Origin of the sequence: Ensifer adhaerens (genome assembly GCF_028993555.1) — a bacterium.
GTDB classification, from domain to species: Bacteria; Pseudomonadota; Alphaproteobacteria; order Rhizobiales; family Rhizobiaceae; genus Ensifer; species Ensifer adhaerens_I.
On record NZ_CP118610.1, the window covers coordinates 1,809,230 to 1,825,591 of the forward strand.

Sequence of the window (16,362 nt, forward strand, 5' to 3'; positions counted from 1 at the left end):
CCCGGAAATCTTTCCGCATATTCGCACCGTCATGGGCATGGTCGTCAGCCTGAGCCTGGCCAGACTTCTCAGCGGACTGGCGCTGTTCGTGCAGCACCCCGGCAAGACGCGCGTCTACTGGATCCACCTCGGCTGGGTCCTGTTCATGTTCGTCTTCCTCGTGCATTTCTGGTGGTGGGAGTTCCACCTGCATTCGCTGGCCGTGATCGACGTCAGCGTCTATCTCTTCGTCATCCTCTATTGCTGCGTCTTCTTCTTCCTCTGCGTGATGCTCTTCCCGACGACGCTCGAGGACTACAGCGACTACGAACACTACTTCATGTCGCGCCGGGCCTGGTTCTTCGGCTTCCTGGCACTCGCCTTTGCCGTCGACCTCGTCGATACCGCTCTGAAGGGCAAACAGTATTTTGCCTCCTACGGCCTCGAATACCCTGCCCGCAACGCCACCTACATCCTCTTCTGCATCGCCGCCGCCTGGACGGCGAACCGGTGCTTCCATGCAGCCTTCGTCGTCGTCGCGGTCGCCTATCAGCTTGTCTGGATGTATCGGGCCTTCGACCTCCTGGATTAGGACCGTCGATCAAATCGCCTGCGGAGGTTTTCCGTGTGGGGTGCGCCTCGCCTCTTGATCCCGAGGCGAGGCGGTGCTTTATCCGTTAGACATATTTGAATCTCGCATCATGGCACGTCGGGGGACTGTCGCATCATGGAAATCTTTACCGCTGCCGGTCTGGCAGCGCTTCTGCAAGTCATAGTCATCGACCTCGTTCTCGCCGGCGACAACGCCGTCGTCATCGGTCTTGCTGCGGCCGGGCTTCCGACCGAGCAGCGCAAGAGGGTCATCCTGGTCGGGATCATCGCGGCGACCGTGCTGCGCGTGGCGCTCGCCAGCGTCACCGTGCAACTCCTCGAGATCATCGGCCTGTTGTTGGCCGGCGGCATCCTGCTTCTGTGGGTGTGCTGGAAGATGTGGCGCGAAATTCGCGAACAGCAGGCAGCCAACGCCGCAGGCGAAAGCGGTCAAGCCAGCGACACGCCGAAGAAGACCTTCATGCAGGCGGCCATACAGATCGTCGTCGCCGACGTCTCGATGTCGCTCGACAACGTGCTCGCCGTTGCCGGCGCCGCCCGCGAACACCCGACAATCCTCGTCGTCGGCCTGGTTCTCTCGATCGCGATGATGGGCGTTGCCGCCGGTTTCATTGCCCGGCTGCTCAACCGCTACCACTGGATCGCCTATGTCGGCCTCGCGATCATTCTCTATGTCGCGCTCGACATGATCTATCGCGGCTCCGTCGAGGTGTGGCCCCACGTGGCCCCGGCCGTGGCGGCGATCGTCTAGCGCAAGCCGAACTGCAGCGGCCCGCCCCCTCAGGGGCCAAGTCATCAGAAACCGAAAAGGCAGGGCGAACGCCCTGCCTTTTTTTCTTTATCACTCTGTGTGCAGCCCTTTTCGCGCGCAGCCACGCAATGGGACGCAGGCAACCGGCTGCCTGTCGAGGGCCAAGATCGTTGACGGTCGCCCTCGGACGGTTCGGGTCGCCTTACCCCTTGAAGATGAAGGAAGCGCCCGCAGCGATCAGGGCGAAGCCGACCAGATGGTTCCAGCCGATCGACTCCTTCAGCCAGAAGACCGAGAAGGCGGCGAAAACCAGAAGCGTGATCGCTTCCTGCATCGTCTTCAGCTGTGCTGCGGAATAGACCTGATGGCCGATGCGGTTGGCCGGCACCGCCAGGCAATATTCAAAGAAGGCAATGCCCCAGCTTGCGATAATCGCCATGTAGAGTGGCGACGAGGTGTATTTGAGATGCCCGTACCAGGCAAACGTCATGAAGACGTTGGACATCAGAAGCAAAAGGATCGGCCAGAGATAGGTCGGATTGATGGTAAAGGGCATGGAGAACCTCGCAAGCACGAATCGTGCTGAGACGATGCTCTGCCGCCCGGCCAATAGGCAAGTACAATGCCCGGAATGCGGCGCTGCCTGCACCCAAGAGTCCGCTGCCTCTGTGATTTTCACCGGCCAGATTGGCGAATCAGCAGCGATCGATCATTGATTTCGTCACTTTGCAAGCCTTGCCATAATATTTTACGGGTTTTGCCACAATTTTGTACTGACCCATGAGCATTGTCGCTCGACTGTCCAAAATGGGACAGGCAGGGGAATACCACACTTCATAACGGCGGTTGCCGTGAAGCTGGCTCCGCGCTTGAGCGCGGTTCGCCGACACGCCGATGCTGCGCTTCACGCGCTGGGCACCCGCGTGGCCGCCGAATTTTCCCAACACCACAGTGGAAACAGTTGAGCATTTGGGTGCCATGCCCGGCGATTGCCGAGCCGCCCCGACCGTTAGCACCAAGCAACTTGTCAAGGAGACCTGACAATGAAGGTCCTGGCATTTCTTGCGGCTGCCTATGTCGCGCTCCTATTACCAAATCCGGCCAGCGCGGGCATGCTTGCGCAGGCGCAGCAGTACAAAGGCCTGCACGAGATCAAGAACAACAAGACGCTCCGCGCAGTTCTCGGCATCAACCCGGCTCGCACACCCTGGTGCGGCCATTTCATGGGCCTGATCGCCCGGAAATCTGGCCGCAGTCCACCGCAGAGCTTCAGCTTCGCGCGTTCATGGCTTCGGTTCGGTGCACCGGTGAAGCTCGCCTATGCGCGCGCCGGCGATGTCGTCGTCGTGCGCACCGGTCGTGGCTATCACGTCGGCATCCTGGCCGCGCTCTCGAAGTCGACGGCCCAGTTGATCGGCGGCAACCAGTCCGGCGGGGTCAGGGTCTCGCAGTTCGCGCGCGGCCAGGTCGTCGGCGTCCGGCGCTAGTGCGGGAAAGCCAAGGGCGGGAACCGCACTTCGCACCAGGCATGGCGCCGGCGGCCTAGAGCCCGACCGGACCGGGGATTTGCATCGCCGCCTCGGGCGGATAGCCGACGCGCATCCTCACGCAAGCGTCAGGCGCATTGCGCAGCGCCGCTCCGGCCGCAGGCCGTGCGCTGCCTCGTTTGCAAGGATCTGCACGAGACGGGCGTCGAGTTCATCCCCAGCAAGCGTAGCAAAGCCGAGTGTGCGGTAGAAGTGATCGTTCCATTTGAGATCGCGGAACGTCGTCAGCGTTACTGCCGCAAACAAATGGGCGTGAGCATGCGCGATTGCAGCCAGCATCAAGGCGCGCCCAAGGCCACGGCCCTGGCTTTCCTGCAGCACGGCAAGCTGCCAGATGTGCAGCACGCCCTCGGCGCTCGCCGCACAAAGGAAGCCCAGCGGTCGATCGTGCTCGTCGACGGCCACCAGCGACAGGCCGTTGCGCAGAAAATCGACATGCGCTTCCGCGGACTGGACATCGTCGTCGGCGATCCAGGCAAGGTCGGGGACCTCACGGAATAGCGCGCCCGACGAGCGTTCGATCTCGGGCAGCAATGTGGCGTCATCTTCACGTGTAGGTCGAATCAGGGTCATGGTGACGGCATCCTACAGCGCAGGCTGTCGTAGGGGATGGGCGAAGTCGGTGCCGCCCTTCAAAAATCTCGGTGCTCATTAGCCGGATAACGAGTGTCGCTGGTTGGCGATCGTGTTCATGGCTGACTCGAGCCCGGCTGCCGGACTCGACAGCGGCCGCGGTCCGTTGCGCACATGATCGGCGGCGCCCGCCATGGACGCCTGGGCGAGCGCCACGATGGAGGCTCCATCCACATAGGCCGCTTCTGCCGCCTGAGCGATTGCAGCGAGATAGCTGTCCCGGTGTCCCGACTTGAACAGCGACCAGGCACCCTCCACGAGACGAACCTCCAGGGCAGCACCCGAACGACGTGCCGCCTCGGCAAAAAGCGCCGTGGTGGGTGCGATCGTCGTTTCCACCGCGCAAAGCGCTACCACTTTGCCGCCGGTCGCAGCCGCCTTGTCCGCCAGCGCCGCATCGACCCGCAGGATCGGGACGGTAGTCGCCACCCCGGCCTTCATGACGCTCGGCCCGAGCGTCGAGCAGGTGAGCAGCACCGCATCGGCCTCTGCCGCCAGCGCCGAAAGAACCGCCGCGGTCTGCTGCGCGATATCTCCGGTCAGGCCGCCCGCCTCCTCCGCAGCGCGCAGCAGATCGGCCCGGACCGTATGGCGCAAGTTCGCGCCGGAGAGCCCGAGTTCGCGTGCAGCATTCTCGAAAACGGCGACGTTGCTGTCGGCCGTATGCAGGCAGGAGATGATCAATTGTTGGCCCTTGAATGGCGAACGCCTGACGGCGGGTTCTGATTTTGCGAAACTTGCACAATCGCCGCACGCCGGGAAGCCTCGCCCGACACAATCTGCCGTAGAGGCTTCGTGAACCGCTTAATTGCGCCTCCGGCCCCGCAATGGACACAAATCGGGGCAATTTATGCTTCTCGGCTTTTCTAATTTAAGTTACGCTCATCTTCCTTCTGACCAGATGCCGCGGGAGGGGCTAGCCCTCTTGGAACGGAAGCTTGCCGTGATCCTTGCTGCCGATGTCGCTGGCTACAGTCGCCTTGTCGCGATCGACGAGGAAGGTGCGCTCGCAACGCTTGCCACCTATTGCGCAACGATTTCAAGCCTTGTGGCGGAGCATGGAGGCCGCATCTTCGGCGGCGCTGGCGATAGTCTTGTCGCCGAGTTCCAGAGCGCAGTGCAGGCGGTTCGCGCAGCGGTCGCCATCCAGCGGACGCTGCAGCGGAGAAATTCCGACCTCGCGCCGGAGCGTCGCATGGAGTTCCGCATCGGCCTCAACCTCGGCGACGTCGTGGTTGATGGGGGCAATCTGCTCGGCGACGGCGTGAACGTGGCGGCGCGCCTGCAGCAGGTGGCGCAACCGGCCGACATCTGCATCTCCGGTGCGTTGCACGACCAGATCGTCGGCAAGCTGGATTTTCCCGTGCACCGGCTCGGCGATCGCGCGCTGAAGAACATGCCGCGCCCGGTGGCGGTGCACCGTGTCGACTGGCACGAGGACCCGGTGAGGCCGGATTTGCCCGGCATGCCGCTTGCCCTGCCCGACAAGCCGTCGATCGCCGTGCTGCCCTTCGTCAACATGTCCGGCGACCCGGAACAGGACTTCTTTGCCGACGGTCTGACCGAGGACATCATTACGGCGTTGTCGCTCTACCGCTGGTTCTTCGTCATCGCTCGCAACTCCTCCTTCGCCTACAAGGGCCGCGCCGTCGACGTCAAACAGATCGGCCGCGATCTCGGCGTGCGCTACATCGTCGAGGGCAGCGTGCGCCGCGCAGGCTCGCGCGTGCGCGTCACGGGACAGTTGATCGAAGCGGAAACCGGCATCCATCTCTGGGCGCAGCGCTACGAGCGCGAATTCGCCGATATTTTCGCCATCCAGGATGAGATCACCCAACATGTGGTCGCGGCGATCGAGCCGGAGATCCTGATTGGCGAAAACCGCCGGGCGCTGTTGCGCGGCAGCGACAATCTCGACGCCTATGAATGCCACATGCGCGGTACCTTGTTGCACAATGCGCAGGACTCGGCCGCGCATTTCGACGAGGCGATCGAGTGGCAACGCCGCGCGATCGCCCTCGACCCCGAGTTCGGCCGGGCGCACATGATGCTGGCCCGCTCGCTCTTTGCCCGCTGCTACTTCGGCTTCAGCGACGATATCGACCGGGACAGCGCGGAGCTGGCGGCCGAGGCCGCGCGCGCCGTCGTGATCGAGGATCACGATCCTTATTGCCACTATGTCATGTGCCTCGCCAATTTCGCGGCCCAGCGGCCGCACGCCGCGGTCCAGGAAGCGCAACAGGCGATCGATCTCAACCCGAATTTTGCGCTCGCTCACATGGCGCTCGGCTGGGCGCGCATCTACATCGGCCGTTTCGCCGAGGCGTTGGATCCGCTGCACAAGGCGCTGAGACTGAGCCCGCACGATCCGCTGACCTACCTCTTCTTCAACCGCATCGCACTTGCCCACTACCACCTCGGCAATTACGAGGAAGCGTTGCGCCACGCCGAACGGGCGCTGCTGCTGCGCCGCACCTATTTCAACCTGGTCATTATGCTCGCCTGCCTTGGCCAACTCGACCGCAACGAGGAAGCCCGCAGGATCGTTGCCGAGGCCGTCGCCAACGCGCCCTTCGATTTGCCGCGCTACTGGCGCTTCTTCACCGGCTATGTCGACCCTGCCGACCACGCGCATTTCAAAGACGGGCTCGTCAAGGCGGGCCTGCCCATCGTCCCGTAGGCCGCCATGACACGAGCCCAGCTGTTCGGCGTTCTCATCGGCCTCACAGTGGTGGCAATCTTCACGGTCCTGCGTGCCAACGATCCGCAGCTTCTGAGGCAGGCGCGCGACGTCACCTTCGACGAATATCAGCGCATTGCGCCGCGCAGCTTCGAGGCGATGCCGGTCAAGGTGATCGATATCGACGAGGCATCGCTGCGCCAGTTCGGCCAATGGCCCTGGCCGCGTGATCGCCTGGCGAAACTGACCGACCGGCTGACCGAGATGGGCGCCGCGGCAATCGCCTTCGACGTGCTCTTCGCTGAGCCTGACCGCCTCTCGCCGCGCACCGTCGTACGCGATGTCGGCGGCGTCGATCCATCCTTCGTCGCAACGCTGCCGGACAATGACGAGATCTTTGCCAAGGCGATCCTCGACAAGCCTGTCGTGCTCGGCTTCGGCCTGACCAACGAAGGCAGCTACCTGCCGCCGGTCAAGGCGGGCTTTGCCTTTACCGGCGAAACCGCGAGCGAGGCGCCGCCGCGGCTGCGCGCCGCAACGCCGCTCAGGCCGCAGCTCGAAGCCAACGCCGCCGGCCTTGGCCATATCAGCCTCAATCCCGGCGCCTCCTCGGCGGTGGTGCGGGCCGCACCGCTGTTCCTCAGCGACGGGCAGCAATTCTATCCGAGCCTCGCCCTGGAGGCGCTGCGGGTGGCGCAAGGCGCCTCGACCTATGTGCTCGCAGCAGCACCCAACGTCGCCAACACGCTCACCGCCGTCAAGATCGGCGACTTCGTCGTGCCTCTTACCTCCACCGGCGAACTCTGGCTCTACGTGACCCCGGACACGACGGAGCGCTATATTTCGGCCCGGCGCGTCCTGACCGACGAGGCCGCTTCGCCAGACGTTCGCGCGGCAATCGAGGGCAGCATCGTCTTCATCGGCACCTCGGCTGCCGGGCTTCAGGACGTGCGCACCACGGCGCTCGGGCAGAACGTGCCCGGCGTCTCCATCCACGCCCAGATCGTCGAGCAGATCCTTTCCGGGCGCTATCTCTCGCGTCCCGACTGGGCCAACGGGCTCGAAATCCTCTCGATCGCGCTGGCCGGCACACTGCTCGTGCTGCTGACCACATTCGTCAGCCCCGTGGTGGCGCTCGTCTGCGGCCTGGCGGTCACGGTGCTGGCGCTCGCTGCCTCCTGGCTGGCCTTCTACTACGGCGGGCTGCTCTTCGATCCGCTGGCGCCGATCCTTGCCGCCTCGATCACCCATTTCGCCGCCACCGCCTATCGCTTCCTGGTGACGGACCGCGAGCGGCGCGAGGTCCGCCAGGCCTTCGGGCGCTATCTCTCGCCCTCGCTGCTCTATCGCATCGAGCACACGCGCAATGCTCTCAGCCTCGGCGGCGACGATCGCGAGCTGACGGTGATGTTCGTCGACGTGCGCAGCTTTACCGAGATGAGCGAGCGCATGACGCCGACCGAGGTCGTCGCCTTTCTCAACACGCTGCTCGACGCGCTGAGCCGCCATGTGCTTGCCAATGAAGGCACACTCGACAAGTTCATCGGCGATTCCATCATGGCCTTCTGGAACGCCCCGGTCGATGTGGTCAACCATCCGCAAAAGGCGCTTCGCGCCGCGCTCGGCATGCGCGAAACCCTCGCCCGGCTCAATGCCGAGGACGCATTCGGCTTCGGCACCGGCCACGAGGTCCGCATCGGCATCGGCATCCATACCGGGCTCGCCTGCGTCGGCAACATGGGTGCGGAAACCCGCTTCAACTATTCGGCGGTCGGCGACACCGTCAACATCGCGGCGCGCATCGAGGCGGCCTGCAAGGATGTCAACTTCGACGTGCTCGTATCGGAAGCGACTGCAGAGGCCTTGCCGGAATGCGCGCTTTTGGATGCGGGAAGCCTGGGCCTCAAGGGAAAGACGACGCGAACCCGGCTTTTCGCCGTCGCCGGGGACGAAAACCTTGCCGCTTCGCCCGCCTTCGCCGAATTGCGGGTCCTGCACGACAGGCTCGTCTCGGTCCTGCGGACACGCGCAACCTCGAGCCGCAGCATCATCAATGCCGCAAAGCTGAAGTCTGCCGCCCTGACGCCGGGCCTGGTCGGCTTCTACGCCCGGATCTCGCGTCGATCGGAGCATTTTGCCGAGACGCCGGTCGAAGGCGCCAAGCGCCCGGCGGAGTGATCGATGTCACGGCCCCCCCGGAACCCAGCAACTGCCGCGGATCACCTGGACTCGGACTCTCAGACATCTCTGCAAATATTTGATTTGGGCCAGTTTTGCGCGGTTCAGCCCCCAACTTCGGGGGCCGATCCCTGACCTGTCGTCGATCGTTGCAACGATCATCTTGCCGAACGCCTGGCCTCTTGGCGGCTGCCGCCGTCGCCAGTGGTCAATTCTGGCTCTGGCTTTGGCTCTGGCTCTGGCTCTGGCTTTGGCTCTGCGTTCCACCGCCCTGTTGCGACTGTTCCTGTCGCTGTTCCTGTTCCTGGCGTTGGCTGCCCTGGCCCTGCCCTTGTTCCTGCTCCTGCCGCTGGGACTGTTCCTGCCGTTGGCTACCCTGTCCCTGTCCGGCTCCTTGTCCCTGTTCCTGACGCTGCTCCTGCCTCTGCCGCTGGCTCTGTCCGTTCTGCTCCTGCCGTTGCCTTTGTTCCTGGCGCTGCGTCCCGGGTATCAGCGGTATGAGTTGACGCGGCTTTTGCTGCTCGATGGCGGGGGGTTGCACAGTCTGCGGTTGCAGTTCAAGGTCGTCCTTGATCGCCGCCGCAAGGCTGCAGCCACCCCCCGCCCAGCCCAGCGCTCCGGACAGTCGTTGCCCACCGGAGAGGAAAGGAAGGGCTTGCGCATTGCCAAGTGATTTCAATGTATTGCGACTGACTCTTCTCGGATTGCTGATGCCGCCGCCCGGCTTGGCGACGACGCAGTCGCAACGCTGTGTCAATTGCCGGCAGCCGCCGGCGCCACAGAAGCTTGCGGCGCCGCTGAGCAGCACGACGGCGGTGGTGCCGTCGCGGCCGACATAAAAATCGAAGGCGGTGCCACGAACACCGATCGTGCCGGCCGGCGTGACGATCTGATAGGCGGAGTGCCCGGACTTGCCGCTGATCCAGCGGAAGGTGCCCTTGGCAGCCATGATCGTCAGCTTCTTCACCGACTTCTGATCATCGTAGACGAACTTGTCGATGACGACGGAGGAGCCCCAGCCGACGGCCAGCTTGGTGCCATCCTGAAAGACGAACTGGCCGAGGCCGGATTTCGATGTCGAGATCCGTTCGTCCTTGTAGACCGGGTCCTTGACCGCGATCGGGCCACGAGCGCCGCTCACTGCCGTCCGGATTTGCACTGCCTGGCCGACGGGCTCGGCGGCATGGACCGGAATCGGGATGTAAGACGCGACACAAAGCGCGATGAATGCGGCACCACGCAAGCAGAACATGGCACCCTCCAAAGCATTATTGTTATCACGTTACATGGATTTATGTCTTGTCGCCCAATCGGGGTAACGTTACGGCACATCGCAACCGTAAGAGTTACATCAGCAAACAAATTCATCCCGTTACAGTTGAGCGTCGGTCGGCCGCCATCCAGCACGCTTTCGCCACGCTGGCCTGCCTGGTCCGCGCGACATCGTCTTCGGCGCCCAGATCCTTGCACGGGCCTGTGCGTTCAGCGAGACGTTGGGCGGTTCGTCGTCGCGTTGCCGCGCCTGTGCCATTGCCGAACTGTGCCATGGACGAACGCCTCTCCTACGGCCTGATTTCCCTGTGATAACCCGGACGCACCGTCCGGGAAGTCGCTGCCAGACAATGGAGGAATGTTGCCTTTTTGTACTCACCCGCCCCTTCACTTTCCGGCGGACTCTCTCCATATTCCCCGCCATGACCAAAGCTCCGAAGAATGCCCCGCAGAAGCCCTCCACTCCGTCCGGTTTCGAAGAAGCGCCGCAGGCGCCTTTCTCTGGTGCGCCGCTTTCCGGCAATGTCTCCGACTGGGTGAAGCAGCTCGAGGCGGACGCGGAAGCCTCTGCCTTCGAAACCCAGCGGCAGATCGCCTCCAAGGCCGGCAAACACCGCAAGACGGTGGAGATCGCCGCCTCCAAGGCAGCGCGCAAGGCCGCCGGCGCGGATGAGGACGCGGCGCCGAAGAAGGCTGGCAAGAAGGGCAAGGTCGAGATCGTCGGCAGCAAGTCGGCGCGCGGTACCTCCATGGGCGGCTCGACCGACCCGAAGACCCGCGCCGCCGCCGGCCTCAACCCGGTCGCCGGCCTCGACGTGTCCCTGGAAGATGCGGCCAAACTGACGTCCACGTCAGGCGTCACCGCCACCGTCGAAGCGCTGTCGGCGCTGATCGAGAGCGGCAATCCGCTGTTCAAGGACGGCAAGCTCTGGACGCCGCATCGCCCTGCCCGGCCGCCGAAATCCGAAGGCGGCGTCGAGATCCGCATGGCCTCGGACTACCAGCCCGCCGGCGACCAGCCGACGGCGATCGCCGATCTGGTCGAGGGCCTGAACTCGGGCGAGCGCAGCCAGGTGCTGCTCGGCGTTACCGGCTCGGGCAAGACCTTCACCATGGCCAAGGTGATCGAGGCGACGCAGCGCCCCGCCGTCATCCTCGCGCCGAACAAGACGCTCGCCGCCCAGCTCTATTCCGAGTTCAAGAACTTCTTCCCGGACAATGCGGTCGAATACTTCGTCTCCTACTACGACTACTACCAGCCGGAAGCCTATGTGCCGCGCTCGGATACCTTCATCGAGAAGGAGTCCTCGATCAACGAGCAGATCGACCGCATGCGCCACTCGGCCACCCGCTCGCTGCTCGAGCGCGACGACTGCATCATCGTCGCCTCGGTCTCCTGCATCTACGGTATCGGCTCGGTCGAGACCTATACTGCCATGACCTTCCAGATGAGCGTCGGCGACCGGCTCGACCAGCGGCAGTTGCTCGCCGACCTGGTGGCGCAACAGTACAAGCGCCGCGACATGGATTTCCAGCGCGGCTCGTTCCGGGTGCGCGGCGATACCATCGAAATCTTCCCAGCCCACCTGGAGGATGCCGCCTGGCGCATCTCCATGTTCGGCGACGAGATCGACGCCATCACCGAATTCGACCCGCTCACCGGCCAGAAGACCGGCGACCTGAAGTCGGTAAAAATCTACGCCAACTCGCACTATGTCACCCCGCGCCCGACGCTGAACGGCGCCATCAAGGCGATCAAGGAAGAGCTGGTGCACCGGCTCGCCGAGCTGGAAAAGGGCGGCCGTCTCCTCGAAGCCCAGCGGCTGGAGCAGCGCACCCGCTATGACATCGAGATGCTGGAGGCGACCGGCTCCTGCGCCGGCATCGAGAACTATTCGCGCTACCTCACCGGCCGCAATCCCGGCGAGCCGCCGCCGACGCTGTTCGAATACATCCCCGACAACGCGCTGCTGTTCGTCGACGAGAGCCACGTCTCCGTCAGCCAGATCGGCGGCATGTATCGCGGCGACTTCCGCCGCAAGGCGACGCTGGCAGAATACGGCTTCCGCCTGCCCTCCTGCATGGACAACCGCCCGCTGCGCTTCGAGGAATGGGACGCCATGCGCCCGGACACCATCGCCGTATCGGCCACCCCGGGTTCCTGGGAACTCGAACAGTCCGGCGGCGTCTTTGCCGAACAGGTCATCCGCCCGACCGGCCTGATCGACCCGCCGGTGGAAGTGCGCTCGGCGAAGACCCAGGTCGACGACGTCTTGGGCGAAATTCGCGAGACGGCCGCGGCCGGCTACCGCACGCTCGTCACCGTGCTCACCAAGCGCATGGCCGAAGACCTCACCGAGTACCTGCACGAACAGGGCATTCGCGTGCGCTACATGCACTCCGACATCGACACGCTGGAACGCATCGAGATCATCCGCGACCTGCGTCTCGGCGCTTTCGACGTGCTCGTCGGCATCAACCTTCTGCGCGAAGGCCTCGACATTCCCGAATGCGGCTTCGTCGCCATTCTCGACGCCGACAAGGAAGGGTTCCTGCGCTCCGAGACCTCGCTGGTCCAGACCATCGGCCGCGCGGCGCGTAACGTCGACGGAAAGGTCATCCTCTATGCCGACCAGATCACCGGCTCGATGCAGCGCGCCATGGACGAAACCAGCCGCCGCCGCGAAAAGCAGATGGCCTACAACGAGGCCAACGGCATCACGCCGGAATCGGTGAAGGCGAAGATCTCCGACATCCTCGATAGCGTCTACGAAAAGGACCACGTCCGCGCCGACATCTCCGGCGTTGCCGGCAAGGGTTTCGCCGACGGCGGCCACCTCGTCGGCAACAACCTGCAGGCGCACCTCAACGCGCTGGAAAAACAGATGCGCGACGCCGCCGCCGACCTCGACTTCGAAAAGGCCGCCCGCCTGCGCGACGAAATCAAACGCCTCAAGGCCGCCGAACTCGCCGCCATGGACGACCCAATGGCACGGGAAGAGGCGAAATCACAGGAAGGTGGCAAGCGGCTCTCTTCCTCGGCGTCCCCATCTTCTCCGTCATCCTCGTCCTCGGGTTCAACCCGAGGATCGACCCGAGGATCCAAACCCACGGACGACAAATCCCTCTTCCAGAAGCCCTCGCTCGACGACATGGGCCCTGGCACCGACACAGCCCCCCCCCTGTTACGCAAGCCCGACCTCGACGAAATGGGCCGCGACGTCGCGACACCCGCCGGCGCGGACCGCTCGCTGTTCCGCAGAAACACCCTGGACGAAATGACCGTCGGCCGCACCGAAAAGCCGGTCATCGGCCATGTCCCGGAAAAACCGATCCTTACCCGGGCGAAACCGGGCGTTGGGTCCTATGAAGACCCGGCGGACCAGAAGCGGCAGAAGGGCCGGACGAAGGGCAAGACGGGGCGGCCGGGACGGTGAGATAGAACTTCGACGGAGGGGTTTGCATGACGAACGCAGAGAAGCCGGATCAATCTCCGCAAACTGATCGATTGAGAAGCGCCGCTGCCGTCGTCGGCATGTTGTTAATCGGCCCAGTCTTCGCCGGCTTTGTGATATCGCGTTTCATCGCGGGTGAACTGCCCGGCCACCATACGCTTACCGCCGCCGAACACCCAATCCTGTTTTATTTGATAATCTCGGCGCTGGGTTATGGCGCCCTTAAGGCGATGCAGCTCAGTCTCTTGTTCGTTCTCGGCCACTTCGGCGACCGGAGGAAACGTTAGAAGTAGGCGGCAAGAGGTCGGGCAAGGGCGAGCCTAGCGTGATCTCCCCCTTGTGGGGGAGATGTCCGGCAGGACAGAGGGGGTTAATCCCTCCTCATCCGACAGCTACTTCCAGAAGCCATCCCTCGACGACATGCGCCCGGGCACCGACACGGAACCCCCACTGTTCCGCAAGCCCGACCTCGACGAAACGGGCCGCGACATCGCACCCCCGCCGGCGCGGACAAATCGCTGTTCCGCCGGAACACCCTCGACGAAATGACCGTCGGCCGCACCGAGAAGCCGGTCATCGGTCATGTCCCGGAAAAGCCGATCCTTACGCGGGCGAAGCCGGGTGTTGGATCCTATGAGGATCCGGCGGACCAGAAGCGGCAGAAGGGTCGGACGAAGGGGAAGACGGGGCGACCGGGGCGGTGAGGTAGGCAGGCTTCTTTTGCCAAAGCACCGTCTTCTGCCTCCTCCCAAACCGTCGTTCCACATCCTGCCACGTAGTGCCGGTGCTCCGAATGGAGGGCCTCAGTTTCTACCTGTTAGACCAAGCTGATGAATGCTTCGAAGCAGAGAAAATCGAACCGGTTCAACTCCAGATTCCTCCTTAGCGGGCGCCGGTAGATCATTGAGCGCCTGAACTATACTTCGGAGTTGCTCCTTAAGTATAAGTATATTCTTTGCCCCCATGCAGTCTGAACGTTTTCCAACAAACGGCTCGATTTCTGCGAGCACCCTTATTACAAAATCTCGGTGATCTGCATCTCTGAGCATTGCACCGAATTTTTCCAGCAGTTGAACGATTTCTTGCCACAAGCCAATGTCTTCCATCGGTGTATCGCGGTGCATTTCGATGTGGAGAAGCAACCGCATATGGTAGGTATCTAGCTGATAAGTCTGATACCCGGCATTCGATTCGGCCCGATCGTAGGCTGATCGAATGTGTTCAAGCGCTTGGGTTAGTTGTTCCAGGTCGCCTTCCGGAGAGTCTAACAAGATAGCAAACTGAAGCCAAAACAATGGCTCTGCATTTAGCTCAGGAACTAGGCGCGCCTCTTCATACATTCTCAGAATGCGTTGATCGTGATCAGGTACGTTGTTGAGGAGCTTTCGTAGGCGCGAGACCTGCAGGACACGTCCCATCACCTTCACGGCCTCACGACCGCGACCACTAATCGGTCCCTCTCTCAGATCTTCTCTCTTAATACGACTAACAACTGTGGAGACCCTGAGTGCCCAATCCAAGATATCTTGCGCGTCCATGAGCTCAGATACGAGAACCTGTGATACAATCGCTGAAAACGGCTCCACGGTCGCGTCGCGAAAATCGAAAAAGTCGTGCACGTTGTCTCTTAGATCTTCTAGAACTGCTTCGAGCGCAGCAGATGGGTCTTCGCCAACTATTGTTCGCTTCAAGGCCGGAGAAACATCAAGATCGAGGCTCTTGAGGAGAAAAGCCGTAATCATGACGCGTCGCACTCTCGGTATGGCCCACAGTGGTCTCGCGTGTGACAACAAGCTTTCGCGTATATGGTTACTCTCGTATAGTCGAAGTAAGAAATCTCGAAACTCTCTACAACGCGCGAATGTATTATTAAAATTCCTGGTTGGTATACCGGCGTTACGTAAGACAGCCTCGAAATTTTCTTGATCATCATCGCTCAAGGGATTCAGATCAATGCGATGTAGCGGATGTATCAGTTCGCGACTGAGCGAAGTGGCTCGGACATCTGCGATGCTCGTGGGGACCTCAACCACGAATCGCATATCCTCTCTGTGCTTCGTCATCTGACTAAGTGCCTGTGCAGCATCATCAGGTGATCTAAAGAACAAAATCAATCGCTGCGTGGACCCTAAAAGTTTCAAATCGTCATCTGTCAAAGTCGGTGACGGCTTTGCAGCAATGCATCTCCACCCCTTTTGAGCGAGAGCGATACTAAGCATCTCACAGAAGATCGTTTTTCCATTTCCGGTTCTGCTATGAACCAATATTGTTTTGTATCGCCCAAACGCACTTATTACTTCATCTACCTTAGCCTTCCGCGGAACAACATAGTCGGCAGCAGGCCACGTTGCCGCGCAAGCCAATCTATTGAACCTTCCGTAGGTCAACAGATTGCGAACCTCCACGGTTGTCGCTGGCACAAGTGCCTTTTTGTCTTTCTTTGGATTCAACTCGACGAAAGCCGCAAAGTATCCCTCCGGCGTGAACCGCCTTGCGAAGTTCCGCGTCTCCCGTGAGTCTGCACTCTTAAGAGTGGACTTAAGAGTGCATTGAGCATGGGACATGCAGTTTTGCTGACGGGGCCGGAGCGGCGTCGGCGATGGTCGTTGGAAGATCGCGCCCAGATACTGGCCGAGGCTTTCGCGCCAGGCGCGGTGGTTTGCGAAGTCGCACGCCGTTTCGATGTTGCGACTGGGCTGATCTATACTTGGCGACGGCAAGCTTTGGCGCCGGAAGCCGGTCCGGCGTTCGTCCCGGCCAAGCTCGTTGACGTTCCGAACAATGGTGATGCGGCCGAGCCGGCCGTGTGCGTGGACTTCCCGAGTGGCGTGAAGGTGAGGATTGGCGCGGCAGCGCCATGCGAGCTGGCAGCCGCGGTCATGCGAGCGCTCAAATGATCCCGATCAGTTCCGGGGTGCGGGTGTGGATCGCGAGCGGTCACTGCGACATGCGCAAGGGCATGCAGGGTCTGGCACTGCTGGTGCAGGAGGGCCTCGGCCGCGATCCGTTTAAGGGTGACGTCTTCGTCTTTCGCGGTCGCAGCGGCCGACTGATAAAGGCCCTTTGGCATGATGGGATCGGCCTATCGCTGTACGCGAAGCGGCTCGAGCGCGGCCGCTTCATTTGGCCGGCGACGGAGGATGGTGCGATCGCGCTGACCGCCGGTCAGATGTCCTATCTGCTGGAGGGGATTGATTGGCGAAACCCGCAACAGACCTGGCGCCCGACCAGTGCCGGGTGACCGTCTGAAGGGCG

The 16,362-nt window shown here is 62.3% G+C and carries 15 protein-coding genes and 1 pseudogene; 10 read left to right on the forward strand and 6 right to left on the reverse strand.

Annotation, left to right across the window (positions count from 1 at the left end; all coding sequences use genetic code 11):
• The first annotated feature begins 37 nt into the window (after nt 1-37).
• Nucleotides 38-571 (forward strand): hypothetical protein, encoded by a 534-nt coding sequence (locus tag PWG15_RS08780; RefSeq protein WP_425536753.1) that lies wholly within the window; start codon nt 38-40, stop codon nt 569-571.
• Between the two features lie 135 nt (nt 572-706).
• Nucleotides 707-1,342: a TerC family protein gene (locus PWG15_RS08785; RefSeq protein ID WP_275024021.1), complete on the forward strand. Its 636-nt coding sequence runs from the start codon at nt 707-709 to the stop codon at nt 1,340-1,342.
• 202 nt (nt 1,343-1,544) lie between these two features.
• Here PWG15_RS08785 and PWG15_RS08790 read toward each other — a convergent pair whose 3' ends face one another.
• Both PWG15_RS08790 and PWG15_RS08795 read right to left on the reverse strand, forming a co-directional pair.
• The gene (locus PWG15_RS08790; RefSeq protein WP_275024023.1) at nt 1,545-1,898 is read right to left on the reverse strand and encodes a DMT family protein; all 354 of its coding nucleotides are present in this window, start codon (nt 1,896-1,898) and stop codon (nt 1,545-1,547) included.
• Between the two features lie 139 nt (nt 1,899-2,037).
• Nucleotides 2,038-2,322 (reverse strand): hypothetical protein, encoded by a 285-nt coding sequence (locus PWG15_RS08795; protein ID WP_275024025.1) that lies wholly within the window; start codon nt 2,320-2,322, stop codon nt 2,038-2,040.
• 63 nt (nt 2,323-2,385) lie between these two features.
• Here PWG15_RS08795 and PWG15_RS08800 point away from each other — a divergent pair, with 63 nt between their 5' ends.
• On the forward strand, nt 2,386-2,829 hold the full coding sequence (locus tag PWG15_RS08800) for a TIGR02594 family protein (protein ID WP_275024026.1): 444 nt from the start codon (nt 2,386-2,388) through the stop codon (nt 2,827-2,829).
• Nucleotides 2,830-2,946: 117 nt separating this feature from the next.
• Here the strand turns inward: PWG15_RS08800 and PWG15_RS08805 are convergent, their stop codons facing one another.
• Together PWG15_RS08805 and PWG15_RS08810 are read right to left on the reverse strand one after the other, a co-directional pair.
• The gene (locus PWG15_RS08805; RefSeq protein ID WP_275024027.1) at nt 2,947-3,462 is read right to left on the reverse strand and encodes a GNAT family N-acetyltransferase; all 516 of its coding nucleotides are present in this window, start codon (nt 3,460-3,462) and stop codon (nt 2,947-2,949) included.
• Nucleotides 3,463-3,540: 78 nt separating this feature from the next.
• The gene (locus tag PWG15_RS08810) at nt 3,541-4,206 is read right to left on the reverse strand and encodes an aspartate/glutamate racemase family protein (protein ID WP_275024029.1); all 666 of its coding nucleotides are present in this window, start codon (nt 4,204-4,206) and stop codon (nt 3,541-3,543) included.
• Nucleotides 4,207-4,447: 241 nt separating this feature from the next.
• Between PWG15_RS08810 and PWG15_RS08815 the strand changes: the two genes are divergently transcribed.
• Both PWG15_RS08815 and PWG15_RS08820 read left to right on the forward strand, forming a co-directional pair.
• Nucleotides 4,448-6,202 carry an adenylate/guanylate cyclase domain-containing protein gene (locus PWG15_RS08815; RefSeq protein ID WP_275024030.1) on the forward strand — a complete coding sequence of 585 codons (1,755 nt, stop codon included), beginning with the start codon at nt 4,448-4,450 and terminating at the stop codon, nt 6,200-6,202.
• A 6-nt stretch (nt 6,203-6,208) separates the two neighbouring features.
• Nucleotides 6,209-8,380 (forward strand): CHASE2 domain-containing protein, encoded by a 2,172-nt coding sequence (locus tag PWG15_RS08820; RefSeq protein WP_275024031.1) that lies wholly within the window; start codon nt 6,209-6,211, stop codon nt 8,378-8,380.
• A gap of 208 nt (nt 8,381-8,588) precedes the next feature.
• Here PWG15_RS08820 and PWG15_RS08825 read toward each other — a convergent pair whose 3' ends face one another.
• A complete protein-coding gene (locus tag PWG15_RS08825) occupies nt 8,589-9,632 on the reverse strand; it encodes a FecR family protein (protein WP_275024032.1) in 1,044 nt (347 codons plus the stop codon).
• A 442-nt stretch (nt 9,633-10,074) separates the two neighbouring features.
• Here PWG15_RS08825 and uvrB point away from each other — a divergent pair, with 442 nt between their 5' ends.
• The 3 genes and pseudogenes from uvrB to PWG15_RS08840 form a co-directional block, all read left to right on the forward strand.
• On the forward strand, nt 10,075-13,089 hold the full coding sequence (gene uvrB / locus PWG15_RS08830) for an excinuclease ABC subunit UvrB (protein WP_275024033.1): 3,015 nt from the start codon (nt 10,075-10,077) through the stop codon (nt 13,087-13,089).
• A 26-nt stretch (nt 13,090-13,115) separates the two neighbouring features.
• Nucleotides 13,116-13,394, forward strand: a complete 279-nt coding sequence (locus tag PWG15_RS08835; RefSeq protein ID WP_275024034.1) for a hypothetical protein — start codon at nt 13,116-13,118, stop codon at nt 13,392-13,394.
• A pseudogene (locus PWG15_RS08840) lies at nt 13,340-13,811 on the forward strand (excinuclease ABC subunit UvrB); the annotation flags it as partial. The gene PWG15_RS08835 and the pseudogene PWG15_RS08840, both read left to right, overlap by 55 nt.
• 99 nt (nt 13,812-13,910) lie before the next feature.
• On the opposite strand, the gene PWG15_RS08845 reads toward PWG15_RS08840, so the two are convergent.
• Nucleotides 13,911-14,849: a hypothetical protein gene (locus tag PWG15_RS08845; RefSeq protein WP_275024035.1), complete on the reverse strand. Its 939-nt coding sequence runs from the start codon at nt 14,847-14,849 to the stop codon at nt 13,911-13,913.
• An 813-nt stretch (nt 14,850-15,662) separates the two neighbouring features.
• Between PWG15_RS08845 and tnpA the strand changes: the two genes are divergently transcribed.
• Together tnpA and tnpB are read left to right on the forward strand one after the other, a co-directional pair.
• Nucleotides 15,663-16,004 (forward strand): IS66-like element accessory protein TnpA, encoded by a 342-nt coding sequence (gene tnpA, locus PWG15_RS08850; protein WP_275022361.1) that lies wholly within the window; start codon nt 15,663-15,665, stop codon nt 16,002-16,004.
• Nucleotides 16,001-16,348, forward strand: a complete 348-nt coding sequence (gene tnpB, locus PWG15_RS08855; protein WP_040679045.1) for an IS66 family insertion sequence element accessory protein TnpB — start codon at nt 16,001-16,003, stop codon at nt 16,346-16,348. The genes tnpA and tnpB overlap by 4 nt, the downstream gene beginning before the upstream one ends.
• Nucleotides 16,349-16,362: the final 14 nt, after the last annotated feature.

Bases quoted from the DNA above. Each gene is read 5' to 3' on its own strand.
- PWG15_RS08800 (WP_275024026.1), top strand. From the start codon at position 2,386: ATGAAGGTCCTGGCATTTCTTGCGGCTGCCTATGTCGCGCTCCTATTA.
- PWG15_RS08805 (WP_275024027.1), bottom strand. From the start codon at position 3,462: ATGACCCTGATTCGACCTACACGTGAAGATGACGCCACATTGCTGCCC.
- tnpB (WP_040679045.1), top strand. From the start codon at position 16,001: ATGATCCCGATCAGTTCCGGGGTGCGGGTGTGGATCGCGAGCGGTCAC.
- PWG15_RS08795 (WP_275024025.1), bottom strand. From the start codon at position 2,322: ATGGCACCCAAATGCTCAACTGTTTCCACTGTGGTGTTGGGAAAATTC.
- PWG15_RS08825 (WP_275024032.1), bottom strand. From the start codon at position 9,632: ATGTTCTGCTTGCGTGGTGCCGCATTCATCGCGCTTTGTGTCGCGTCT.
- PWG15_RS08785 (WP_275024021.1), top strand. From the start codon at position 707: ATGGAAATCTTTACCGCTGCCGGTCTGGCAGCGCTTCTGCAAGTCATA.
- PWG15_RS08845 (WP_275024035.1), bottom strand. From the start codon at position 14,849: ATGATTACGGCTTTTCTCCTCAAGAGCCTCGATCTTGATGTTTCTCCG.
- tnpA (WP_275022361.1), top strand. From the start codon at position 15,663: ATGGGACATGCAGTTTTGCTGACGGGGCCGGAGCGGCGTCGGCGATGG.
- PWG15_RS08790 (WP_275024023.1), bottom strand. From the start codon at position 1,898: ATGCCCTTTACCATCAATCCGACCTATCTCTGGCCGATCCTTTTGCTT.
- PWG15_RS08835 (WP_275024034.1), top strand. From the start codon at position 13,116: ATGACGAACGCAGAGAAGCCGGATCAATCTCCGCAAACTGATCGATTG.
- PWG15_RS08780 (WP_425536753.1), top strand. From the start codon at position 38: ATGGTCGTCAGCCTGAGCCTGGCCAGACTTCTCAGCGGACTGGCGCTG.
- uvrB (WP_275024033.1), top strand. From the start codon at position 10,075: ATGACCAAAGCTCCGAAGAATGCCCCGCAGAAGCCCTCCACTCCGTCC.
- PWG15_RS08820 (WP_275024031.1), top strand. From the start codon at position 6,209: ATGACACGAGCCCAGCTGTTCGGCGTTCTCATCGGCCTCACAGTGGTG.